Origin of the sequence: Namhaeicola litoreus (genome assembly GCF_042679565.1) — a bacterium.
GTDB lineage: Bacteria > Bacteroidota > Bacteroidia > Flavobacteriales > Flavobacteriaceae > Namhaeicola > Namhaeicola litoreus.
The window spans coordinates 589,350-612,291 of the sequence record NZ_JBHTMY010000002.1; the positions used below are offsets into that span (position 1 = coordinate 589,350).

The 22,942-nt window shown below is 35.0% G+C and carries 21 protein-coding genes; 11 read left to right on the forward strand and 10 right to left on the reverse strand.

All coding sequences use genetic code 11. The features are described 5' to 3' along the window. Positions 1-2: 2 nt before the first annotated feature. The 3 genes from ACFQ39_RS04435 (at position 3) to ACFQ39_RS04445 (ending at position 4,582) form a co-directional block, all read left to right on the forward strand. On the forward strand, positions 3-899 hold the full coding sequence (locus tag ACFQ39_RS04435) for a DUF4412 domain-containing protein (protein WP_377176777.1): 897 nt from the start codon (positions 3-5) through the stop codon (positions 897-899). Between the two features lie 222 nt (positions 900-1,121). Next, positions 1,122-2,093 carry a ribonucleotide-diphosphate reductase subunit beta gene (locus tag ACFQ39_RS04440; protein WP_377176778.1) on the forward strand — a complete coding sequence of 324 codons (972 nt, stop codon included), beginning with the start codon at positions 1,122-1,124 and terminating at the stop codon, positions 2,091-2,093. 98 nt (positions 2,094-2,191) lie between these two features. After that, positions 2,192-4,582 carry a ribonucleoside-diphosphate reductase subunit alpha gene (locus tag ACFQ39_RS04445; protein WP_377176779.1) on the forward strand — a complete coding sequence of 797 codons (2,391 nt, stop codon included), beginning with the start codon at positions 2,192-2,194 and terminating at the stop codon, positions 4,580-4,582. Positions 4,583-4,638: 56 nt separating this feature from the next. Here the strand turns inward: ACFQ39_RS04445 and ACFQ39_RS04450 are convergent, their stop codons facing one another. Further along, on the reverse strand, positions 4,639-4,980 hold the full coding sequence (locus ACFQ39_RS04450) for a carboxypeptidase-like regulatory domain-containing protein (RefSeq protein ID WP_377176780.1): 342 nt from the start codon (positions 4,978-4,980) through the stop codon (positions 4,639-4,641). A 149-nt stretch (positions 4,981-5,129) separates the two neighbouring features. On the opposite strand from ACFQ39_RS04450, the gene ACFQ39_RS04455 reads away from it, so the two are divergent. After that, positions 5,130-6,473, forward strand: coding sequence for a deoxyguanosinetriphosphate triphosphohydrolase (locus ACFQ39_RS04455; RefSeq protein ID WP_377176781.1), 1,344 nt, complete (start codon positions 5,130-5,132; stop codon positions 6,471-6,473). Here ACFQ39_RS04455 and ACFQ39_RS04460 read toward each other — a convergent pair. Together ACFQ39_RS04460 and dxs are read right to left on the reverse strand one after the other, a co-directional pair. Beyond that, positions 6,470-7,786, reverse strand: a complete 1,317-nt coding sequence (locus tag ACFQ39_RS04460; protein ID WP_377176782.1) for a DUF3078 domain-containing protein — start codon at positions 7,784-7,786, stop codon at positions 6,470-6,472. The two genes, ACFQ39_RS04455 and ACFQ39_RS04460, sit on opposite strands and share 4 nt — an antisense overlap. Then, a complete protein-coding gene (gene dxs, locus ACFQ39_RS04465; protein ID WP_377176783.1) occupies positions 7,779-9,554 on the reverse strand; it encodes a 1-deoxy-D-xylulose-5-phosphate synthase in 1,776 nt (591 codons plus the stop codon). The genes ACFQ39_RS04460 and dxs overlap by 8 nt, the downstream gene beginning before the upstream one ends. A gap of 62 nt (positions 9,555-9,616) precedes the next feature. Here dxs and murI point away from each other — a divergent pair, with 62 nt between their 5' ends. Further along, complete coding sequence (murI, locus tag ACFQ39_RS04470; protein WP_377176784.1) at positions 9,617-10,405, forward strand: glutamate racemase; 789 nt, start codon at positions 9,617-9,619, stop codon at positions 10,403-10,405. Then, a complete protein-coding gene (locus ACFQ39_RS04475) occupies positions 10,406-10,855 on the forward strand; it encodes a nucleoside deaminase (protein ID WP_377176785.1) in 450 nt (149 codons plus the stop codon). It begins immediately after the preceding gene. Between the two features lie 2 nt (positions 10,856-10,857). Here ACFQ39_RS04475 and ACFQ39_RS04480 read toward each other — a convergent pair whose 3' ends face one another. From ACFQ39_RS04480 to aspS, 3 genes are read right to left on the reverse strand one after another with little or no spacing between them, the layout of a single operon-like run. Further along, positions 10,858-11,094, reverse strand: coding sequence for a hypothetical protein (locus ACFQ39_RS04480; protein ID WP_377176786.1), 237 nt, complete (start codon positions 11,092-11,094; stop codon positions 10,858-10,860). 26 nt (positions 11,095-11,120) lie between these two features. Further along, positions 11,121-12,905, reverse strand: coding sequence for a chloride channel protein (locus ACFQ39_RS04485; RefSeq protein WP_377176787.1), 1,785 nt, complete (start codon positions 12,903-12,905; stop codon positions 11,121-11,123). A gap of 18 nt (positions 12,906-12,923) precedes the next feature. After that, a complete protein-coding gene (gene aspS, locus ACFQ39_RS04490; RefSeq protein ID WP_377176788.1) occupies positions 12,924-14,675 on the reverse strand; it encodes an aspartate--tRNA ligase in 1,752 nt (583 codons plus the stop codon). A 133-nt stretch (positions 14,676-14,808) separates the two neighbouring features. Between aspS and rsmI the strand changes: the two genes are divergently transcribed. The 3 genes from rsmI to ACFQ39_RS04505 all read left to right on the forward strand — a co-directional run bounded on the left by rsmI (position 14,809) and on the right by ACFQ39_RS04505 (position 17,006). Next, positions 14,809-15,480, forward strand: a complete 672-nt coding sequence (gene rsmI / locus ACFQ39_RS04495; protein WP_377176789.1) for a 16S rRNA (cytidine(1402)-2'-O)-methyltransferase — start codon at positions 14,809-14,811, stop codon at positions 15,478-15,480. Positions 15,481-15,549: 69 nt separating this feature from the next. After that, entirely contained in the window at positions 15,550-16,587 is a 1,038-nt protein-coding gene (locus ACFQ39_RS04500; RefSeq protein ID WP_377176790.1) for a dipeptide epimerase, read from the forward strand. Then, positions 16,584-17,006, forward strand: a complete 423-nt coding sequence (locus tag ACFQ39_RS04505) for an OsmC family protein (RefSeq protein WP_377176791.1) — start codon at positions 16,584-16,586, stop codon at positions 17,004-17,006. The genes ACFQ39_RS04500 and ACFQ39_RS04505 overlap by 4 nt, the downstream gene beginning before the upstream one ends. A 51-nt stretch (positions 17,007-17,057) precedes the next feature. Here the strand turns inward: ACFQ39_RS04505 and ACFQ39_RS04510 are convergent, their stop codons facing one another. From ACFQ39_RS04510 to ACFQ39_RS04520, 3 genes are read right to left on the reverse strand one after another with little or no spacing between them, the layout of a single operon-like run. Beyond that, positions 17,058-17,834 (reverse strand): polysaccharide biosynthesis/export family protein, encoded by a 777-nt coding sequence (locus tag ACFQ39_RS04510; RefSeq protein WP_377176792.1) that lies wholly within the window; start codon positions 17,832-17,834, stop codon positions 17,058-17,060. A 30-nt stretch (positions 17,835-17,864) separates the two neighbouring features. Then, positions 17,865-19,220 (reverse strand): UDP-glucose dehydrogenase family protein, encoded by a 1,356-nt coding sequence (locus ACFQ39_RS04515; protein ID WP_377176793.1) that lies wholly within the window; start codon positions 19,218-19,220, stop codon positions 17,865-17,867. A gap of 41 nt (positions 19,221-19,261) precedes the next feature. Next, positions 19,262-19,795: a UpxY family transcription antiterminator gene (locus ACFQ39_RS04520; RefSeq protein WP_377176794.1), complete on the reverse strand. Its 534-nt coding sequence runs from the start codon at positions 19,793-19,795 to the stop codon at positions 19,262-19,264. A gap of 144 nt (positions 19,796-19,939) precedes the next feature. On the opposite strand from ACFQ39_RS04520, the gene ACFQ39_RS04525 reads away from it, so the two are divergent. Beyond that, positions 19,940-21,046, forward strand: a complete 1,107-nt coding sequence (locus ACFQ39_RS04525; RefSeq protein ID WP_377176795.1) for a glycosyltransferase — start codon at positions 19,940-19,942, stop codon at positions 21,044-21,046. After that, entirely contained in the window at positions 21,043-22,152 is a 1,110-nt protein-coding gene (locus ACFQ39_RS04530) for a hypothetical protein (protein ID WP_377176796.1), read from the forward strand. The genes ACFQ39_RS04525 and ACFQ39_RS04530 overlap by 4 nt, the downstream gene beginning before the upstream one ends. Here the strand turns inward: ACFQ39_RS04530 and ACFQ39_RS04535 are convergent. Next, positions 22,149-22,808 carry a cell division ATP-binding protein FtsE gene (locus tag ACFQ39_RS04535; protein ID WP_377176797.1) on the reverse strand — a complete coding sequence of 220 codons (660 nt, stop codon included), beginning with the start codon at positions 22,806-22,808 and terminating at the stop codon, positions 22,149-22,151. The genes ACFQ39_RS04530 and ACFQ39_RS04535 overlap by 4 nt on opposite strands. Between the last annotated feature and the right edge of the window lie 134 nt (positions 22,809-22,942).

The window sequence follows — 22,942 nt, forward strand, 5'->3', positions numbered from 1 at the left end:
TTATGAAAATTATCACTTTCATCCCGTTTCTTATATTTTTATTTCTCTTTCAAATAAATTCGATTCAAGGTCAAATTCTCAAAAAGCTTAAAAATAAAGTTCAACAAGCTGCTGAAGAATCGGTGCTAAATAAACTTGGCGAAAAAGTTTATCAAAAAACCGATAAACAAATGGATAGTTTGTTAAATATAGATCCAAATTATCAGTCTCAAACCAATGAAAAATTGGGGAAATTGTTAGAGGGGTCGAATATACCGGTAGCAGATCAATACCGTTTTGATACACGTGTTATTTACGATCTAGAAACGACACATAAAAAAGAAAAAACCACAATGGAGAATACTTTTTGGCTTTCAAATAGCGGTCAATATTTTGGAAGCGCAATAAAAATGAATGAAGTAAAGCAAGAAGGTGAATTGCCCGAAATTTTTACAATTTTAGATGAAGAACATGAGGCCATACTTATTTTTATGGAAGAGCAAAAAATTGTGCAAACCATGTCCATGAAATCTATTTCTGATTTGGTAGAAGAAGATGAGTCTATAGATCAAACCATAAACATCAAACAAACTGGTAATACCAAAACGATTTTAGGTTATACCTGTGAAGAATTTGTTTCTGAAACGCCTGATGCCAAAACAACCATGTGGATTACACAGGATCTCGAGTTATTTAAAAAGAATATGTTTTACAATTTAAACAAATCTTTAGGAGGGAATAAATTGATCATTCCTGAGGCCGCAAAAGGAATGATGATGGAAATGACCATGGTAGGTTTAAGCAAGGATACGCAAGGTGACATTACAAAAATGACTGTCAGACAGATAGATGCGAAAGAGAAAGCGATAGATCTAAAAAACTATCAAAAAATGAATTTGGGCAATATGATGAATCGCTAATGCATTTATTTAGTCTTCCAATTTTAGACTTTATTTATTTATAATCCTTCCCAAAGCCATATAATTAATGGATTTCAATAGGCTTATAAACAATAGCGCTTCAGTTATTAACGATGTGTGAATAAATATATCTTTTAAATCCGGAATTAAATCGAAATCTTTGCCTCATCATTTTCCCCAAAAATTCTATTTCATTTTTAACCAAATATACCTTAGAAAAACATGTCTAGTATTGAACCTATTTTGCAACCCAATAAAGACCGATTTGTTATTTTTCCTATTCAACATCCAGATATTTGGGATTGGTACAAAAGACAAGAAGCAAGTTTTTGGACCGCGGAAGAGATTGATTTAGAACAAGATATAATTGATTGGGAAAATAAGTTAAATGATGATGAAAGATATTTTTTAAAGCATATCCTGGCCTTTTTTGCAGCTTCTGATGGTATTGTAAATGAAAACTTGGCTGAAAATTTCGTTAGCGAAGTTCAATATACCGAAGCAAAATTTTTCTACGGTTTTCAATTGATGATGGAAAATATACATTCAGAAGTATATTCATTGCTTATTGATACCTACATCAAAAATGAAAAAGAAAAAAATGAGTTGTTTAAGGCAATCGAGGTATTTCCAGCTATCAAGGAAAAAGCTGAATGGGCTTTAAAATGGGTGGAAAGTGACAGCTTTGCCGAAAGAATTATCGCTTTTTCTGCGGTTGAAGGCATATTTTTTTCTGGAAGTTTCTGTGCCATCTTTTGGATGAAAAAAAGAGGACTTTTACCTGGATTGACATTTTCAAATGAATTGATTAATCGTGATGAAGGTTTACACGCAGATTTTGCAGTGTTTTTACATCAGAATCACATTCAAAATAAAGTACCAAAAGAAAGAATTACTCAGATTTTGGTAGATGCACTAAATATAGAACGCTCTTTTATAACTGAATCATTACCCGTTAGCTTAATCGGAATGAATTCAAAATTAATGACGCAATATTTAGAATTTGTAACCGACAGACTTTTGGTTGAATACGGTTGTGAAAAAGTCTATAATGTAAAAAATCCTTTCGATTTCATGGAAATGATCTCTTTGGAAGGTAAAACAAACTTCTTTGAAAAAAGAGTTTCTGAATATCAAAAGGCAGGCGTAAAATCGGGGGGAACAGGAAACATCGTATTCGATGCCGATTTTTAACATGTATTTATAAACATAGAAGTTTTATAACTTCTTAATAAAATTTTCTCTGAACTTGTTCAGCTGAGGTTATTTTGTGTAATTTTTAAAAAAAAAGTATGTACGTAATTAAGAGAGACGGTAGGCAAGAACCGATCATGTTCGATAAAATCACTGCGAGAGTAAAAAAATTGTGTTATGGCTTAAACGATTTAGTAGATCCTATTAAAGTTGCAATGCGCGTGATTGAAGGGATTTATGAAGGAGTAACTACATCAGAATTAGATAATTTAGCCGCAGAAATTGCTGCTACACTAACTACCTCACATCCTGATTATGCAGTTTTGGCTGCACGAATTGCCGTTTCCAACTTACACAAGAACACAAAAAAATCCTTTTCTCAAACCGTGACAGATTTGTACGAATATGTCAATCCGAGAACAGGAAAAAAAGCTCCTATGATTGCGGATGATGTTTACAAAATCATCATGGAGCATAAAGATAAACTCGATTCTACAATTATTTACAGCCGTGATTTTGGTTACGATTATTTCGGCTTTAAAACTTTAGAAAGATCTTACTTGCTAAAAATCAATGGTCAAATTGTGGAGCGCCCCCAACATATGCTCATGCGCGTATCTATCGGCATTCATAAAGAAGATGTAGATGCGGCAATAGAAACTTATGAGTTAATGAGTAAGCGTTATTTTACACATGCCACTCCTACCCTTTTCAATGCTGGAACGCCAAAACCACAAATGTCTTCTTGTTTTTTATTGCAAATGCAAGATGACAGTATAGACGGTATTTACGATACGTTAAAACAAACTGCAAAGATTTCCCAATCGGCAGGAGGCATTGGTCTTTCTATCCACAATGTTCGTGCAACGGGTTCGTATATTCGAGGTACAAATGGTACATCTAACGGAATTGTCCCAATGTTGCGCGTATTTAATGACACAGCGAGATATGTAGATCAGGGTGGAGGCAAAAGAAAAGGTTCTTTCGCTATTTATATGGAACCTTGGCATGCCGATATCATGCAATTCTTAGATCTAAAAAAGAACCATGGTAAGGAAGAGATGCGTGCCAGAGATCTTTTCTATGCGATGTGGATTTCAGATCTTTTTATGAAAAGAGTTCAGGAAGATGGATCGTGGACCTTGATGTGTCCAAATGAATGTCCCAATTTATATGATACCTATGGAGACGAGTTTGAAAAACTCTATACCTCATATGAAGCACAGGGAAAAGGGAGAAAAACGATTAAAGCGCGTGAGCTATGGGAAAAAATTCTGGAATCTCAAATTGAAACCGGAACACCCTACATGCTCTATAAAGATGCAGCCAATAGAAAATCTAACCAAAAGAATTTAGGTACCATTAGATCATCGAATTTGTGTACAGAAATTTTGGAATACACCGCGAAAGACGAAGTAGCCGTATGTAATTTGGCCTCTATCGCTTTGCCGATGTTTATTGCTGAAGACACAGAAGGTAAATTGATTTTTGACCATAAAAAATTGTTCAAAGTAGTAAAAAAAGTGACCAAAAACTTAGACTCGGTTATCGATCAAAACTATTACCCGGTCAAAGAAGCTGAAAATTCTAATTTTAGACACCGACCTGTTGGATTGGGAGTTCAAGGTTTGGCAGATGCCTTCATCGCATTGAGAATGCCATTTACCAGTGACGAAGCAAAAAAATTGAACGAAGAAATTTTCGAAACCATTTATTATGGTGCCGTGACAGCTTCTATGGAGTTGGCCAAAGAAAAAGGAGCTTATTCTTCTTATAAAGGTTCGCCCATATCTCAAGGTTTGTTCCAGTTTAATTTGTGGAATATAAGCGAAGAAGACCTAAGTGGTAGATGGGATTGGGTAAAACTGCGCAGTCAGATTATGGAATTCGGTGTGAGAAATTCATTATTGGTTGCCCCTATGCCAACAGCCTCTACTTCGCAAATTCTAGGTAATAATGAAGCTTTTGAACCTTATACATCTAATATTTATACAAGACGCGTGCTTTCAGGGGAGTTTATCGTCGTAAACAAACATTTACTTAAAGACCTTGTAAAATTAGGACTATGGAATAATGACATGAAAGAGGAAATCATGCGTGCAAATGGTTCAATCCAACATATCGACAGTATTCCTCAAGATATCAAAGACCTCTATAAGACTGTGTGGGAATTGAGCATGAAGGATATCATCGATATGGCAAGACAAAGAGGTTATTTTATCGATCAATCTCAATCTCTCAATCTATTCCTACAAGATCCTGATTATGGAAAACTCACTTCAATGCATTTTTACGCTTGGAAATCAGGACTTAAAACAGGAATGTATTATTTAAGAACAAAATCTGCTGTAAATGCGATTCAATTTACTTTATCAAACGAAAGTAAAAAGAAAGTAACAGAAGAGGAGCCACTTACAGCCGATGAATTAAAAAATATGATTCTGAAAGCCAAAGACAATCCTGATGATTGTTTGATGTGCGGATCATAAAAAGAAAACCCGAAATTTAAATTTCGGGTTTTTTTATGTTTGTAAATTATTCCTCCTTATTCGTTCATCGCTAATGATGGTGGCGACTCTATTTGATAGGCCTTCATGACAACAGGACTAAGCAACAAGTCTTTCTCTACTATATTAGCTTTTACTTCAACGGGGCTATATCCAACAAAATCGTAGACCAAAGTATAGGTTCCAGGAACTATTTCTAAGTCAAAATTTCCTTCGAGATCTGTATTCACTTCTATATTCAATTCCTTCACGCGCACACTTGCAAAAGCCAAAGCAGCATTTTCATTCTCTGCATCCATAACATTACCGGTAACTTTTACTTCTTGAGCAAATGCAAAAGTTGACAATCCAAAAGCCAATAAAAACAATAATTTTTTCATTTCTAAAAAATTTATACAAAGTAACTATCCAAATCCATTTTAAAAGTTAAGCCTGCGTTAAGTAATTGATATGAATTGGTTAAAACAGTTTCCAAATACATTTGTCCGATAAACTTTGAACAAATGGTATATTAGCAAAAATTTTAAGCATGAATTGGGAAGATTTATTATCGTTGAAACGTTTTGGAGATCGTCAAAAAAGATTGAGAAATAAGCAGGATGAAACGAGGTTGGGTTTTGAAGTAGATTATGACCGAATCATTTTTTCAAATTCTTTTAGAAGTCTACAAGACAAAACCCAAGTGGTTCCTCTTTCAAAAACAGATTTTGTGCATACCCGATTAACCCACAGTTTAGAAGTTTCTGTTGTGGCCAGATCACTCGGGCGCAAAGTAGGTCAATTTTTGCTTTCTAAATATCCTAATTTGGTTGAAAAAGGATACCAAATGAATGATTTTGGGGCTATCGTTGCGGCGGCAGCTCTTTCTCATGACATTGGAAATCCTCCCTTCGGACATAGCGGAGAAAAAGCGATTGGTGATTTTTTTAAAACAGGAAACGGTAAAGTTTTTAAAGATCAACTCAACGAAAAAGAGTGGCAAGATCTTATTGATTTTGAAGGAAATGCAAACGGCTTTAAAATACTCACAGAATCTAAAAACGGCATTGAAGGCGGCTTGCGCTTATCTTATGCCACACTCGGCGCCTTTACCAAATATCCCAAAGAATCTTTACCCAAGAAACCCAGTCAGCAGATTTCTGATAAGAAGTTCGGTTTTTTTCAAACTGAAAAAGATTTTTTTACAGAAGTTGCTTCAGAGTTAGGATTGATCTCAAATGGAAAAAATGGAGATATTTCATATCTGAGACATCCGCTGGCATTTTTGGTAGAAGCGGCAGATGATATTTGTTACACCATCATTGATTTTGAAGATGGTATTAATATGGGTTGGATTTCTGAAGATTACGCCTTGGAATATCTAATCAATTTAGTGCGTGACAATATCAATACTAAAAAATATCACCAACTTTCAAATACAAAAGAGCGTGTCAGTTATTTAAGAGCTTTGGCAATTGGTAATTTAATAGAAGAAGCCGCTAAGGTTTTTATAGATAATGAAGCGCTTATTCTAGATGGCAAATTCCATCGTTCATTATTAGAAAAATGTAAATATGAAGCTCAGCTCAATGATATCATCACTTTAAGTGTAGAGAAAATCTACCAAAGTAAGGAAGTAGTCGAAAAAGAAATTGCTGGTTACCAGGTGATTGCAGATTTATTAGAAACTTTTATTACCGCCGTTAATCATGCAAATGAGCAAAACTTAAGCAATTTTGATAAACTCATATTTTTGCTATTACCAAATGAATTTAAAGACATTAAAACGACACTTTACGAAAGAATTATTCATGTATGCAGCTTTGTAGCAACTTTTTCTGATAGTTACGCTATCCAATTACATCGTAAAATAAAAGGAATTGATATACATTAGAAGTTTAGGGAAAGTCCAACATTAAACACCTGTTTGAACTGAACCCTTGGACCCAAAGTTTCAAGATTTCCATCACCATCAGTGTCTTCTTTAATCTTAATGTCATTGTCGTATATTAAATGGCCACCTAAATTAGCTTTGATCCATTTGTTCACACTTAATTTAAAATCAATTGCCCAATCTACATCAATATTACCAAAATCATTTAGATAATCTGTATAAAGCCCCAACCGATTGTTCATCGTGACATTTTTCATTACTTCCGTTTCCCATGAGGCTTCCGTAAATATACCAAATTCCACCCTTGATCTTTCTCCGGGCTCTACTCCAAAAGCACCTTCCGCTGATAATTTATCATCGAAAACAAATGTAGATTTTACGGTGAGGGGTGACATATACACGGATAATTTTTCCTTTTTGACATTATATTCTGTTCCGGCTCCAAAAAATAAATAGGCCGGCGCAAAAAATCGTGAAATAGGATCGTCTGTATTTGGGTAATTGAAACCGTCCGTAAACTGCGTTTTAAAATTGAATTTTGCAGAATAATACCAATGAGAAATTGTATCACTTCGATAACCAAAAGTAGAGTTTAATTGTATTCTATCTTCTGTTTTGCGCAAACCTCGCTCTTCTGTATTGTTTAACCCATAGCTAAGAAAAAGTTCATTATTCCAAAGTGTAAAAAGTTTTTGATATTTTCTCACCATGGAAAGTTTTGCTAAACCTGCGATAGAATTATTACCTCCGGCGTTCCAATTAATAAAGGCAGCTTCGCTTACGGCTAAAGTAAAAACATCTTCATTTTTCCACCAAACCGGAGCATTTAACTTTTGAAGTCGGTCAACATTTTGCTGGTTTACTTGCTGTTCTATTTGCACAGGTTGAAAGCGATATATTCTTTTGGTAACCAAGTGCTCGCTTTCTTTTGGTAAAGGCACAAACAGCGTATCTCCGTTTACCTGTCTAATTCGCATTCTATATTTGGGTTGGATCACAGAATCCAATCCTGCCGAATCTATTCTGTAGGTATAAAAGGGTTTTAACAGAGAATCTAATAAAGATTTTTTTAAACTGATATATGGCTCTGGAATACTGTTGTTTTCAATATTCATCAAGTCTATGATACTTTGGTCTTGCAGGACTTCTTTTTTTATGGTGTCGGTAGAAGTTACCGGTAGAATTGTGTCTACAGAATTTCCATAATCATAGGTTGTTGTAATTTGTGCAAATGAGCTTGAAAAATATAAAATCGAAAAAAATAGACCCAGGCCCTTCCCCCATTTCGACTTTTGCGAAGTGCTTTTAATCATTTAAAAAATCCTTTATTTCCTTTTTAATTCCTTTAAAATCAAGTCCTAACAGTGCTAACAATTCGCTTACAGAGCCTTGTTCAATAAACTCATCGGGAATACCTAACCTTTTAATTTTTAATTGTGTAAGTCCTTGCTCTTGATAATATTCTAAAATTGCGCTACCAAACCCACCTTGAAGAACCCCTTCTTCAATAATCAATATTTTAGCAAATTTGCCTGAAATATAATTCAATAATTTTTTATCCAAAGGTTTTACAAAACGCATATCGAAATGAGCAATACTATTCGACTTTAAATCGTCCAAAACAGTACAAACGGTTTCACCTATAGTGCCAATACTCAATACGGCCATATCTTTTCCATCACGTATCATTCTTCCTTTTCCTATCTCAATTATAGAAAAAGGTTTTTGCCAATCTTTATAAAAACCCTTCCCCCTTGGATATCGAATCGCAATAGGATGTGATAATTGCTCTTGAGCAGTAAACATAATATTTCGCAATTCAATTTCATTCATCGGAGCTGAAATCACCATATTTGGGATCAACCTTAAAAAAGCCATGTCAAAAACACCGTGATGCGTAGGACCATCATCACCCACTAAACCGGCCCGGTCTAAGCAAAAAATAACTGGTAAATTTTGTAGCGCTATATCGTGTATAATTTGATCATAGGCTCTTTGCAAAAAAGTGGAGTAAATGGCGCAAAAAGGGATATACCCTTCTGTAGCCAATCCGGCGGCCATTGTAACGGCATGCTGTTCGGCAATCCCCACATCAAAGGCTCGATCAGGTATTTCTTCCAACATATATTTGATGGAGGTCCCCGTTGGCATTGCTGCCGTAATTCCAATAATTTTTTCGTTTTTCTTTGCCAATTCCACCAAGGTTTTGCCAAAAACATCCTGAAATTTTGGTGGCTCAGATAAATCTTCAAATTCAAGTAAGTCTCCGGTTTGCTTGTCAAATTTGCCAGGAGCATGATAGGTTACTTGGTTTTGTTCTGCTTGCTTTAATCCTTTCCCTTTTTTGGTAATAACATGCAAAAACTTGGGACCCTTTTGCTGCTTAAGATCTTTTAAGGTTTTAATTAAAGTAGGCAAATCATGTCCATCAATGGGTCCGTTATAAGAAAAATTGAGTGCTTCAAAAATATTTTTCTGCATTTTTTGATCCGACTTGACAGATGTTAAATATTGTTTTAAAGCCCCTACATTTGGATCGATACCCATTTCATTGTCATTGAGCACAATTAAGATATTCGATTTTGCTACTCCTGCATGATTCAATCCTTCAAAAGCCATTCCACCTGCTATACTTGCATCTCCTATAACGGCAATATGCTGTTTATTATCATCTCCGCTCAGACGAGAAGCGATTGCCATTCCAAGGGCAGCTGAAATTGAAGTTGAGGCATGACCAACGCCAAATGCATCGTATTTACTTTCCTTTCTGCTCGGAAAACCAGAAATCCCATTGAGCTGTCTGTTGGTGTGAAAAAGCTCTCTTCTGCCTGTCAAAATTTTATGAGGATAAGCTTGATGACCCACATCCCAAACCAATAAATCCCTTGGGGTATCAAATACATAGTGCAGTGCTATAGTCAATTCAATTACGCCTAAACTGGAGCCCAAATGTCCTTTTTTTACCGAAACAACATCAATGATAAACTCTCTTAATTCCTGAGCCAAATCCTTGAGTTGATCTACATTTAAATTTTTGAGATCATCCGGATTGTTGATATGTTGTAGGTAATTTTTTTTCACAAACACAAAACTACAATTATCTTTGAAGTTAGGAGAATTTTTTCATTCCCATTAAGACATAAATGAATAAACAACCCATTGGAATTTTTGATTCTGGTCTAGGCGGCCTTACCGTTTGGAGAGAGGTTCATCGCCTTTTGCCAAATGAGGATATGATTTATTTGGCCGATAGCAGAAATGCACCATACGGAGAAAAATCCAAACAAGATATTATAGACTTGTGCTTTAAGAATACAGAATACCTCCTGAGTAAAGGTTGCAAATTAATTGTAGTGGCATGTAATACTGCTTCTACCAATGCGGTGGCAGAATTAAGAGCTCATTATTCGATTCCGTTTATCCGCATTCAACCGGCTATAAAACCTGCAGCTCTGCAAACCAAAACCAAATCAATCGGGATACTTGCAACCAAAGGAACACTTACAAGTGAATTGTTCTACGAAAACACGAAAAAATTTGCCCAAGGGGTCACAGTTGTAGAACAAGTTGGCAACGGCATAGTAGCTTTAATGGAAGCCGGAAAGATGCATTCAGAAGAAATGGAATTACTGTTAAAAAAATACTTATATCCAATGCTAGAAATGAAAGTAGACCATGTTGTATTGGGTTGTACACATTATCCTTTTTTAATTCCGCAGATCAAAGAAATTATCGGTTATCAAGTTGCGGTTTTAGATACTGGTGAACCTGTTGCCAGACAAACCAGGAATATTCTAACACAAGAAAATCTGCTCAACGAAACTGAATCACCTGGCAAGCAGACTTTTTATGTGAACAAAAATCCTGAAGTTTTTCAAAGTTTCTTAGATAAATTTGAATTGAATTTTAAAGCCGAAGAAATAGATTTTTAGATGATACAGCCTTTTAATGATGAATATTTTATGAAAAAAGCCCTATTTGAGGCAGAAATTGCTTTTGAAAAGGGGGAAGTTCCGATTGGGGCAGTCATCGTAATCAATCAACAAATTATTGCTCGCGCTCATAACCTTACAGAAACACTACGCGATGTCACTGCGCACGCAGAAATGCAATGTTTTACTGCAGCTGCAGATTATTTAGGAGGAAAATATCTCAAAAAATGCACCCTTTTTGTTACCCTAGAACCTTGTCAGATGTGTGCAGGGGCTAGTTATTGGTCACAAATAGATAGAATCGTTTTTGGCGCCACAGATCCTACGCGTGGTTTCCAACATTTTAAAACGACCTTACATCCGAAAACAAGAGTTGAAGGAGGGATTTTAGAAGATCAATGTTCGACTTTATTAAAAAGATTCTTTATTGAAAAAAGAAATTTGAATTGATACTATTTTTCAGGATTATTGTGTTTATTTTCCCTAAAATATTGATCGATGCTGTATTTAGATAAATCCTTTCCCTTGTACCTATGGTAAATAAATAATGGCATAAGAATAAAGGCAAAGATCAAAACACCAATACCTATATAAATTTCTCCTTGGCCAGAATTGATGAAATTCATTATTGTACCACCCGCAATTAGCAAGATCACAATAAACAATATTATTCTAAGCAAATATTTCATTTTAGATTTATTTCAATATCTTAAAATTATGAAGTAACCATGATCAATTTACGACGGTAAGCGGTTAACAACTTTGATTTAGAGATAAACCCCTCGTACTTTCCGTCTTTTAAAACAGGTAAATTCCAAGCTCCACTATCTTGAAATTTTTTCATCACCTCATTCATATTATCGGCCTCATAATTAATCACTTCAGGAGCCGCTTGCATAAAATCATCAACAGTTGTCGTTTCATATAATTCTTCATTAAACATGCTTGACCTTATGTTGTCTAACAAAACAATTCCGATAAAATTATTTTCATCATCAACAACAGGAAAAATATTTCTGTTTGAATTGACCACACAATTCTTTAACATATCTCCGAATTTCATGTTTGGTGATAGACTGATAAAATTCTGTTCAATTAATTTATCAAATTCCATCAAAGCCAATACCGCTTTGTCTTTATCATGTGTAATCAGCTCTCCTCTTTCGGCTAAATGAGTGGCATAAATATTAAAAGGAACATATTTTTTCGTAATAATAAACGAGATTAGTGCCACAATCATGAGTGGAACGAATAATTCATATCCTCCGGTAATTTCAGCAATTAGGAAGATCGCTGTCAAAGGCGCATGCAGCACTCCTGCCATCAATCCAGCCATACCTACCAAAGCAAAATTGCTATTTGAAAGTTGATGTTCAAAAATATTTAAATAATTTACAAATTTGGCAAAAACATATCCTGTGATACTTCCTGTAAATAAGGTAGGTGCAAAAACACCGCCTACACCACCTGCTCCAAAAGTAATTGAAGTAGCAAACACTTTTAATAAAACCAATCCGGATAACATCATCAGTATCATTACAGAATTGTCTGTTGGGATGTTAAAGAAATTGTATTTCAGCACCCCGGAGTAATTATCTTTTAACAAGTTATTGATTACTTCATATCCTTCACCAAAAAGTGGTGGTACAAAATATACAATTACACCAAGAGCGACTCCACCGACTAACAATCTTTTGAATGGATGGCCGAGTTTCTTAAAAAAATCACCTACAAAAAAATATACTTTACTAAAGTAAATGGATGTTAATGCTGTAATTCCGCCCAATAAAAGAAAAAATCCAACATCAATTAACCTAAATTTATCTTGTAATTGAAAGTGAAAAAGTACGTCATTTCCAGAAAAAAAATAGGACGTAAGGATTGCTGTAATCGAAGCTAAAATCAATGGAATTATTGAGGCTAATGTGAGGTCTAAGCTAAATATTTCAACGGCAAAAAGTATGGCGGCAATGGGAGCTTTAAAAATGGACGACATCGCACCAGCGGCTGCGGCACCAATTAAAAGCGTTCTTGTTGCTTGATTTAAATGAAATGTATTCCCGAAATTAGAACCCAAGGCAGCACCTGTTGCCACAGTAGGGCCCTCTAATCCAACAGAGCCCCCAAAACCAACGGTAATTGGAGCCGTAATTAAAGAAGACCACATTTGATGTCTTGGCAAGATGCTTTTCAGCTTTGAAATGGCATAAAGCGTTGATGGTATACCATGCCCAACTGGTTTTCTAATCACATATTTCTTAACTAGAAAAACAAGTAAGAGTCCGATAATCGGAAAAACAAAATAAAAGGCCTTATGAAACTCAAATACAAATTTGCCTTCCAACAATACCTGAATAAAATGTGTGAGATTTTTCAATGTCACGGCACCTAAACCAGCTAAAAGGCCGATGATTGCACTGGCGATATTCCTAAACTGACTTTGCGTAAAATATTTATACCGCCATCTTAAAAATTTAGTAAGTGCAACTTTAAAGTCCATCAAAGTAATATCAACTGGTTACTTAATTTCTACTTTCAGAGAAAGCTCATTCAATTGTTCTTGGTCAATTACTGATGGCGCATCAATCATGACATCTCTTCCTGCGTTGTTTTTTGGAAACGCAATAAAATCCCTGATCGTTTCTTGTCCGCCTAAAATCGATACCAACCTATCTAATCCAAAAGCAATTCCTCCATGGGGTGGAGCGCCAAACTGAAAGGCATCCATCAAAAATCCAAATTGATCTTGAGCTTGTTCATCTGTAAAACCTAACAACTGAAACATTCTTTTTTGGGTAGCTTTGTCGTGAATTCTGATCGATCCTCCGCCAATTTCATTTCCGTTTAACACCAAATCATAAGCATTTGCTCTCACCTTTCCGGGTGTTGCCTCTAACAAATGTAAGTCTTCAGGTTTTGGTGAGGTGAAGGGATGATGCATGGCATGGAAACGATTTGTTTCTTCATCCCATTCCAACAAAGGAAAATCGACCACCCAAAGTGGGGCAAATTCATTCTTTTTACGCAGACCTAATTTTTCTGCCATATGCATACGTAAGGTACTTAATTGCGATCTTGTTTTATCGGTTCCTCCAGCCATTACCAACATTAAATCTCCTGGATTTGTTCTTAATCTTTCAGCCCATAGGCCTAGATCTTCTTCTGAGAAAAACTTGTCAACAGAAGATTTTAAAGTACCATCTTCACTATATTTTACCCAGACCAAACCATTGGCGCCAATTTGAGGTTTCTTCACAAAATCGATCAAAGCATCAATTTCCTTCCTAGAATATCCGGCACAAGCAGGAACAGAAATTCCTACCACTAGTTCTTGTTGATCAAAAACTTGAAATCCTTTATTTTGAGCCAAATCATTTAATTCTCCGAATTTCATGTCAAAACGGATATCCGGTTTGTCATTGCCATAAGTTTTCATGGCGTCTTCATAAGACATGCGTGGAAATTTGGATATTTCCACACCATTGATTTCTTTTAATAAATGTCTTGTCAATCCTTCAAAAACATCCAAAATATCTTCTTGTTCTACAAAAGCCATTTCACAGTCGATCTGCGTAAATTCAGGTTGTCTGTCTGCCCTAAGATCTTCATCCCGAAAACATTTCACAATTTGATAATACTTATCCAAACCACCCACCATCAACAATTGTTTGAAAGTTTGCGGAGACTGAGGTAAGGCATAAAACTGGCCTGCATTCATCCTTGAGGGCACCACAAAATCTCTAGCTCCTTCAGGTGTTGATTTGATCAAATAAGGTGTTTCTACATCAATAAATCCTTGATCCGAAAGATACTTTCTTACCTCCATATTTACTTTCGCACGAAAAATCAAATTATTGCGAACTGGTGTTCTTCTGATATCCAGGTAGCGATATTTCATCCGAAGTTCATCTCCTCCATCGGTTTCATCCTCAATGGTAAATGGAGGAAGTTGAGCCTTATTTAAAACTTTTAATTCTTTTACAAGTATTTCAATTTCTCCTGTTGGAATATTTTTATTCTTAGCTTCCCGTTCAATTACCTTTCCCTTCACCTGAATAACAAATTCTCTTCCCAAAGTTCGGGCAAGTTCGAAAACTTCTTTATCAGTTCTTTCTTCGTCAAATATTAATTGAGTAACACCATATCTATCTCGTAAATCAACCCAAATCATAAAACCTTTGTCTCTTGATTTTTGCACCCATCCTGCTAAAGTTACCTCCTGATTGACATGTTCTAATCTTAATTCTCCGTTCGTTCTATTTCTATACATTGTTCGAATTTTAATGTGCAAATTTAATCAATTAGGCTACAGTTTATCCTTAATTTCAACATATTTTTAGAATAGAAATAGATCGAAAAAAAGAATTGATTTGTTGTAACTTTGAAATGTAAACCATTGTTGAATGAAACTATACCTAGTACCCACACCTATTGGAAATTTGGACGACATGACAATTCGGGCGATCAATGTTTTAAAAGAAGTGGATTTGATCTTGGCCGAAGACACAAGAACTTCGGGAAAATTACTAAAACATTTTGAAATTAATACGCCTATGCAAAGCCATCATATGCATAACGAACATAAAACGACAGACCATATTGTTTCAAAAATAATGAATGGAATTTCCGTTGCTCTAATTTCTGATGCTGGTACTCCTGCTATTTCAGACCCTGGATTTCTTCTTACAAGAGCATGCATAGAAAAAGGAATTGAAGTGGATTGTTTGCCTGGAGCCACAGCATTTGTTCCTGCCTTGGTCAATTCAGGATTGCCGAATGATCGGTTTGTTTTTGAGGGATTCTTACCCTTAAAAAAGGGTCGACAAACACGCTTTTTAGAATTAGTAGAAGAAAAAAGGACCATGGTTTTTTACGAATCTCCACATAAAATTATCAAAACTTTGGAGCAAATGAAGGAGTATTTCGGAGAAGATAGAAGGGCTTCTATCTCGAGAGAGATTACAAAAATGTTCGAAGAAACTCTACGCGGCACCATTTCAAGCTTAATTAAACATTTCGAAGCTCATCCGCCGAAGGGAGAATTCGTCTTGATTATTGAAGGAAAACAGAAATGATAATTCATAAGATTTAGTCTTTAGATTAGATTGCTTTTTTTACTTTTGACGGGTATTAAAATCTTATATATGCAATTAAGACTTAGATCTTTTGATCTTGAATTGACCCATACTTTTTCCATTTCCAGACAATCTTTTAACCATAAACCTACTTTAATTGTGGAATTAAAAGATGGTAAATTTAGTGGTTTTGGAGAATCATCTGAAAACCCTTATTACCATAAAACGGTAGAAATGATGATTGATGATTTGCTTAAGTGTAAAGACATTATAGAGCAATCCTCAAATGAAACACCAGAAGAATTTTGGCAAAAAATGTACCCGATGTTAAAGCATGATATGTTTGCTTTGTGCGCATTAGACATTGCTTTTAACGATCTTTTTGCTAGAAAAAAAGGAGTGAAGTTATATGAATTATGGGATTTAGATCTAACTAAAAATCCGCTTACCAATTACACATTAGGTATAGATACCATCGAGAAAATGGTGGTAAAAATGAAAGAAACGCCTTGGCCTATTTACAAAATAAAATTAGGCACCAAAGATGATATTGCCATTGTGAAAGAATTGAGAAAACATTCTGACGCTATTTTTAGAATTGATGCAAACTGTGCATGGGGAGTAGATGAAACTTTGAAGAACGCCGAAGTATTTAAAACTTTAGGAGTTGAATTTATAGAACAACCTATGCCGGCAGAGAACTGGGATGATGCAAAGATTGTTTATGAAAAATCGGTTTTGCCGATTGTAGCGGATGAAAGTTGTCAAATTGAAAGTGACGTTTTGAAATGTGTGGGACATTTTCACGGCGTAAATATTAAATTGGCCAAATGTGGCGGAATTACACCTGCCAGAAGAATGTTGTTTGAAGCAGAGAAAAACGGTCTAAAGAAAATGGTCGGATGTATGACGGAGTCTACCGTGGGAATGTCGGCTATTGCACATTTACTTCCCTATTTAGATTATGTAGATATGGATGGTCAATTACTGATGAAACATGACATTGCTGACGGAACTACTTTAGAATTTGGTAAAATACTTTATGCCCAAGGGAATGGGACCGGAGTAAAACTAAAAAATATTAGCCCTAAAATAGATTTAAAATGAAAAACGAAATTAAAACTTCATGGAAAGGTAACATGTTGTTTAAAGCTGAAACCCTTGGCGGAACAGTGCTAATTGATACAGCTGAAGAGAACGGTGGGCAAGGTTTAGGTGTTCGACCCAAAGCACTCATGTTAACCGCCTTGGCAGGATGTACTGGAATGGATATTGCTTCTTTGTTCAAAAAAATGAGGGTCGAGGTAGACGACATTGATATTGATGTAGAGGCAGATCTTACAGATGAGCATCCAAAATTTTATGACAAAGTAAAAGTGATTTATCGCTTTTACGGAAAGAATTTAGACAAGGATAAAATTGAAAAAGCGGTGACATTGTCTCAAGAAAAGTATTGCGGCGTCAGCGAAATGTTCAGAAAGTTTTCAGATTTAACCCACGAAATACATTACCTCGAAAAAAAATAACACGCAAATGCGTGTTATTTTTAAAATATGCTTCAAGGAATTTTCTACCGGTTAGTTGTTGAGGATTGTAACGACTAGTGTAGCTACAGAAATCAATATACCCACTATTGAAATTGTTACACCCGTTGCAGCACCAATAGATGAATTTCTTGCTCTTGTATTATTAGGTTCAACGTAAACAACATCGTTTTGAGCCAAATAATAAGCGGGTGAATCAAACAAATTCTTATCTTTTAGATTAACACGGGTAAATGTTTTTTCTCCGTCGTAATCGTGTATGACCAAGACATTTTCTCTTTCTCCGTAAATTGTCAAATCACCTGCCAATCCCAATGCATCGATCAATGTAATTCGCTCATTTGTAGCAGTATAAGTTCCTGGTCTGTTAACCTCACCCAATACTGTGATACGATAATTAACTGTTCTAATGTTAACAATTGGATCCTTAATATAGTCTTTTAACTTTTCCCTTAGAAGGTTAGTAGCTTGATCTCTATTTAAACCAGCTATTTTTATTTTTCCCAAGACAGGAAAATCAATTTCTCCCTCAGAATCTACAATGTAGGTTTGAAGCCTCTCCTGACCTCTAGCTATATTAATGTCGGAATTAAAAGCAGTTGCTGTTAAATTAAAAGGTTTTGCAGCCTCTGCATCAATAGCATTAACAACAATTATCAGCTCGTCATTGTTGTGATAGACAGGCATATACGTATCTATCCCTGTAATATTATCCGTTAAATTTATTCCATTAAAATAAACCACATCTTCCCTTGAGGCACAAGACACCAAGAATAGGGATGAAATCAAAAAGTAAAAAATCTTTTTCATTATTTTTTCTTATAAAAGTAATAATTATTTTTAATGTTCGTTAAAAATCATGTTTTTAACATTTTTAACACCTATTTGATAATATTCAAATCCCTTCTCTTCCAGGTTAAACACACCATACTGATTTCTGCCATCAAATATGATAGGTAATTTCATTTTTTCTTTTAGTTCTCCAAAATCGGGAGACCTAAATTCTTTCCACTCTGTCAATAATATCAAAGCGTCGGCATCTGGCACACAAGCATACTTGGAATTGAGATAGCTTATACCCTTAACTCCTTTTAAGTAAAAATGTTGTGATTCATCCATTGCTTTGGGATCATAAGCTTTTATTGTTGCACCTCTTTTTACTAATTCTTTAATGATATAAATTGCGGGAGCCTCTCTCATATCATCAGTCCCTGGCTTAAACGCCAGTCCCCACACAGCAAAAGTTTTTCCCGAAAGATCTTCGCCAAATCTTCTGATTATTTTATGAGCGACAACTAGTTTTTGCCTATCATTGACCTCCTCAACAGCTTTGATTAACTCGGGTTCATAATTATTCTCTTGCGCAATTTTCTTAAGTGCTTTTACATCTTTTGGAAAACATGAACCCCCATAACCACTTCCGGGATAAATGAAACTGTAACCAATTCTGGAATCAGATCCAATTCCAATTCTCACCTTATTTACATCGGCACCCACTAATTCACAGATATTGGCCACCTCATTCATAAAGGATATTTTGGTTGCCAACATTGCATTTGCCACATATTTTGTCATTTCGGCTGAACGAATATCCATGGTAATGATTCGGTCATGACTATGCGTAAATGGGTGATATAAATCTCTCATAACTTTCATCGCGATTTCATTTTCTGCCCCAATCACTACTCTATCTGGTTTCATAAAGTCCTCAATGGCAGCACCCTCTTTTAAAAATTCAGGATTCGACACCACATGAAATTCAATTTTCACTCCTCGCTTGTCTAATTCTTCTTGAATCGCATCCCTCACCTTTTCTGCAGTACCTACCGGTACAGTAGATTTATCAACCACAATAACTGAATGATCCATTTCTCTGCCTATTTGATGAGCTACGGAAGTGACGTATTGTAAATCTGCAGAGCCATCTTCCCCCATAGGTGTTCCAACGGCTATAAATACAATATCTGCATTCTTTAACCCATCTTTTAATTCGGTACTAAAATGAAGGCAATTATTCGCCACATTTTTCGCAACCATTGCCTCGAGACCTGGTTCAAAAATCGGAATAATTCCTTTTCTGAGCTTTTCTATTTTACTTTTATCAACATCAATACAAGTCACATTGTTTCCCATCTCAGAAAAACAAGTTCCGCTTACGAGACCTACATATCCGGTTCCTACAACAGTTAAATTCATTGAAAAATATTTGACAGAGTCTTTCTATGACTCAAAATTGATTACACCGCTATTTTTTGAATTCTTTCTAAATGGCTCAAAGGAATATCTACTGAGAAACAGCTACCCGTAAGATTTAATTGTACCACAACTCTATGTTTATTCCCATCTTTTACACATGTGCCAATTAACCCCATAAAAGGGCCCTTGGTCACTTCTACAGCATCACCTTTTAACACCCTTATGCCTGTTATTATGCTATTTGAATCAGCATTGTCACTAAGTATCCTCAAATTTTCAATTTCTTGTTCCTGAATAACAGCGGGTTTACCCAAGTGTTTTAATACGGCGATCGTACCCGGAATAGGCAAGGTTTTATTGAGCTCTTTTTCATACATATGTACAAAAACATAAGACGGAATGAGCGGTAGTTTTAGGGTTTTTTTTCTATCACTCCATTGTCGCACCGTTTTAATGAGGGGAAGAAACGATTCAATTTCGTGTTCTTCAAATCTATCATGCACTTTTTTTTCTGATCTGGGCTTAGTAAATACTGCAAACCACTTTTTTTCCATTTCAGGTCTAATCACTTCCATTTTATTCATTTTGATATATCAACACCGACAAGTGAATTCTAGGTTAGTAGGGCAAATATAATATTTAATACATTTGTAACGAATTGAAGTGCCATATATTTTATTTTCAAATTTTTTTCTTTTTTCAACTAAAATCCCACCATCTTGCCCAAAATTATTGTTTCTGTATCCAATGATTTAAGTACCGATCAACGTTTAAAAAAAGTATGTGAAACGTTACAAAAGTCTGGTTTTGAAATTGTTTTGGTAGGGCGAAAACTACCTAATAGTATGGCGCTCGTTAGATCCTATCAGACCATAAGAATAAATAATTTTTTTAACAAGGGATTCCTCTTTTATGCAGAATTTAATTTGCGCCTTTTTTTTAAGTTGATGAAGCTGAATGGAGATATTTTATTGTCCAATGATCTTGATACACTTTTACCTAATTATATTGTTAGTAAACTAAACACCAACAAATTGGTGTATGATAGTCATGAGATATTTACAGAAGTTCCCGAATTGAACAACAGGCCCTTTGTAAAAAGGTTTTGGTTAAAACTTGAGCAAAGACTTTTGCCTCGTTTGACGTTCATGTACACTGTAAATAGTCAGTTAGCTCATTATTTTAGCAATAAGTACCATATTCCTGTTGATATAGTTTTAAATGTCCCCAATAGAATCGATCAAATTCATTCGGACCAATCCTTTGTAGACAAGGTGAAAGCCGGAAAAAAAATGCTGATTATTCAAGGAAGAGGCCTAAATATAGACCGTGGATTGGAAGAATCTGTCTTAATGATGAAATACCTGGATGGTTGCATCCTGTATATCATAGGAGATGGCGACGTTATTTCGAAAATCAGAAAAATGATAAAAGATCAAGAACTTCAAGATAAGGTGATCTTACTCCCAACGATGAATTACGATGAACTTATAAAATACACATCCATCGCTGATTTAGGATTAACCTTAGACAAACCCACATGCCTCAATTATGAATGGAGTTTACCCAATAAACTTTTTGATTATATACAATGTAGAGTTCCCATACTTGCATCTAACAGAAAATTGGTATCAGAAATTGTTCTAAAACATGATATTGGCATGGTAGTAAATTCTTTTGATCCGGAATACCTTTCCACACAAGTTTCACATATATTTGCCAACGAAAAACTATCCCAACAATGGCGTGCAAATCTTGAAAAGATAGCACCAAATTACACTTGGGAAAATCAAGAAAAAAAACTGGTTCAAATTTTTACATCGTGAAAACGCTACATATCGTCTCATTCGAAGTGCCTTATCCCCCAAACTATGGCGGTGTGGTCGATATTTTTTATAAAATCAAAGCATTACGAGAACTTGGTGTAGATATTTATCTACATGCATTCGAAAGTAGAAACTTAAAAAATAAGGATATTGAGGCCTATTGTAAAGAAGTTTTCTATTACGAACGTCAAAATACTGCCTTAAAAACTCTCTCTTTAAGACCTTTTATTGTTTCTTCAAGATCGAATAAAACCTTAGTGAAGAATTTAGAGATGATCAATGCCCCTATTTTATTTGAAGGATTACACACAACATATCCTTTGGTAAAAAGTTCGTTCAAAGACAGAAAAATTCTCATCAGAACACACAATATTGAACACCATTATTACCAGGGATTGGTTAAAAATGAAACCAATATTTTTACAAGAGCATTTTTCTATGTAGAAGCGCTAAAGCTGCAATATTTTGAGAGGATTCTAAAAAAAGCAAATCATATCCTGACGATTTCTAAGGCCGACGAGCAATATTTTCGTCAAAAATTTGGAGATTCTGTCTCGTTTCTCCCACCATTTCATCCAAATAAAAGTGTAAGCCATCCTTCAAAAAAAGGTTATTTCGCTTTATTTCATGGCGATTTTAGAATTGCCGAAAACCAAAGATCAATTAGCTATTTATATGAAATTTTCAAAAAAGTAGATTACCCATTGGTTATTGCGGGTGATTTAGACTACTCACCTATTGATATTAAAACTTCAACAAATAAAAAGATTTCTTTCATTCAATTAGAAAATGAAGATCAGCTAAAAGAATTATTAAAGCGCGCTCATGTAAATATTTTTCCTGCCTTTCAAAAAGCAGGCATTAAATTAAAGCTTATCAACGCGCTATTTTTAAGCCGTTTTTGCCTCTGTCATCCAAATATAGTCGAGGGAACAGGATTAGAAAATCTTTGTCAAATTGCAAATAACAAATCTGAATTTATCAAACAGATGTACAGGTTAATCGACGAAGAATACACTGAAGAAGAAGTACAAAAAAGAGAAGAAACTTTAAGAGAATACAATTGCCAAAATAACGCCCAACGCCTTATTGATTTAATTGCTTAAACCACTTCAAAAACAATTCCTCCTTCACATTTGATTGTTTTATGTGGAAATTTTAAAATCAGCGCATAATCATGCGTAGCCATTAGGATAGTTATTCCTTGTTTGTTTATTTCTTCCAACACATGCATGATTTCTATAGATGTTTTTGGATCTAAATTACCAGTAGGCTCATCGGCCAATATCATTTCAGGATTATTCAATAAAGCCCTCGCTATAGCCACTCTTTGTTGCTCTCCCCCAGAAAGTTGAAAAGGCATTTTAAAACCTTTCGATTTCATATCTACCTTTTCTAAAACAGCGTTGATTTTTAAATCCATTTCGCCTTTATTCTTCCATCCCGTTGCTTTGAGTACAAAAAGTAAATTATCATATACCGTTCTGTCATTTAGCAAATTAAAATCCTGAAAAACAATGCCAATCTTCCTTCTCAAAAACGGAATATCTTTTTCTCTAAGCTTTTTTAAATCAAATCCAACAATAGAGCCTGTTCCCTGTTGCAAGGGCAAATCGCCATAAAGCGTTTTCATTAAGCTGCTTTTTCCACTTCCCGTTTTCCCAATTAAATAGTTAAAGTCGCCTTTCTTAATAAACAGATTGATGTTAGAAAGGATCAAATTTTCTCGTTGAAAAATAGAAACCTCATTGAGCTGTACCATAAAGAATTGATTAATTGTGCATGCAAACTTACAGTTAAAATTTTAGATTTTAAAGGTCAACTTCGTCAAAAAAAGTCAAAAAAATCGCAAAAATTCAATCCTTTTATTTGATAAATTATGATTAGTTTAACTAA

What these genes read in the sequence shown, in the direction of transcription:
- ACFQ39_RS04435 (WP_377176777.1), top strand. Translation starts at nt 3, where the DNA reads ATGAAAATTATCACTTTCATCCCGTTTCTTATATTTTTATTTCTCTTT.
- ACFQ39_RS04440 (WP_377176778.1), top strand. Translation starts at nt 1,122, where the DNA reads ATGTCTAGTATTGAACCTATTTTGCAACCCAATAAAGACCGATTTGTT.
- ACFQ39_RS04445 (WP_377176779.1), top strand. Translation starts at nt 2,192, where the DNA reads ATGTACGTAATTAAGAGAGACGGTAGGCAAGAACCGATCATGTTCGAT.
- ACFQ39_RS04450 (WP_377176780.1), bottom strand. Translation starts at nt 4,980, where the DNA reads ATGAAAAAATTATTGTTTTTATTGGCTTTTGGATTGTCAACTTTTGCA.
- ACFQ39_RS04455 (WP_377176781.1), top strand. Translation starts at nt 5,130, where the DNA reads ATGAATTGGGAAGATTTATTATCGTTGAAACGTTTTGGAGATCGTCAA.
- ACFQ39_RS04460 (WP_377176782.1), bottom strand. Translation starts at nt 7,786, where the DNA reads ATGATTAAAAGCACTTCGCAAAAGTCGAAATGGGGGAAGGGCCTGGGT.
- murI (WP_377176784.1), top strand. Translation starts at nt 9,617, where the DNA reads ATGAATAAACAACCCATTGGAATTTTTGATTCTGGTCTAGGCGGCCTT.
- ACFQ39_RS04475 (WP_377176785.1), top strand. Translation starts at nt 10,406, where the DNA reads ATGATACAGCCTTTTAATGATGAATATTTTATGAAAAAAGCCCTATTT.
- ACFQ39_RS04480 (WP_377176786.1), bottom strand. Translation starts at nt 11,094, where the DNA reads ATGAAATATTTGCTTAGAATAATATTGTTTATTGTGATCTTGCTAATT.
- ACFQ39_RS04485 (WP_377176787.1), bottom strand. Translation starts at nt 12,905, where the DNA reads ATGGACTTTAAAGTTGCACTTACTAAATTTTTAAGATGGCGGTATAAA.
- aspS (WP_377176788.1), bottom strand. Translation starts at nt 14,675, where the DNA reads ATGTATAGAAATAGAACGAACGGAGAATTAAGATTAGAACATGTCAAT.
- rsmI (WP_377176789.1), top strand. Translation starts at nt 14,809, where the DNA reads ATGAAACTATACCTAGTACCCACACCTATTGGAAATTTGGACGACATG.
- ACFQ39_RS04500 (WP_377176790.1), top strand. Translation starts at nt 15,550, where the DNA reads ATGCAATTAAGACTTAGATCTTTTGATCTTGAATTGACCCATACTTTT.
- ACFQ39_RS04505 (WP_377176791.1), top strand. Translation starts at nt 16,584, where the DNA reads ATGAAAAACGAAATTAAAACTTCATGGAAAGGTAACATGTTGTTTAAA.
- ACFQ39_RS04510 (WP_377176792.1), bottom strand. Translation starts at nt 17,834, where the DNA reads ATGAAAAAGATTTTTTACTTTTTGATTTCATCCCTATTCTTGGTGTCT.
- ACFQ39_RS04515 (WP_377176793.1), bottom strand. Translation starts at nt 19,220, where the DNA reads ATGAATTTAACTGTTGTAGGAACCGGATATGTAGGTCTCGTAAGCGGA.
- ACFQ39_RS04520 (WP_377176794.1), bottom strand. Translation starts at nt 19,795, where the DNA reads ATGGAAGTGATTAGACCTGAAATGGAAAAAAAGTGGTTTGCAGTATTT.
- ACFQ39_RS04535 (WP_377176797.1), bottom strand. Translation starts at nt 22,808, where the DNA reads ATGGTACAGCTCAATGAGGTTTCTATTTTTCAACGAGAAAATTTGATC.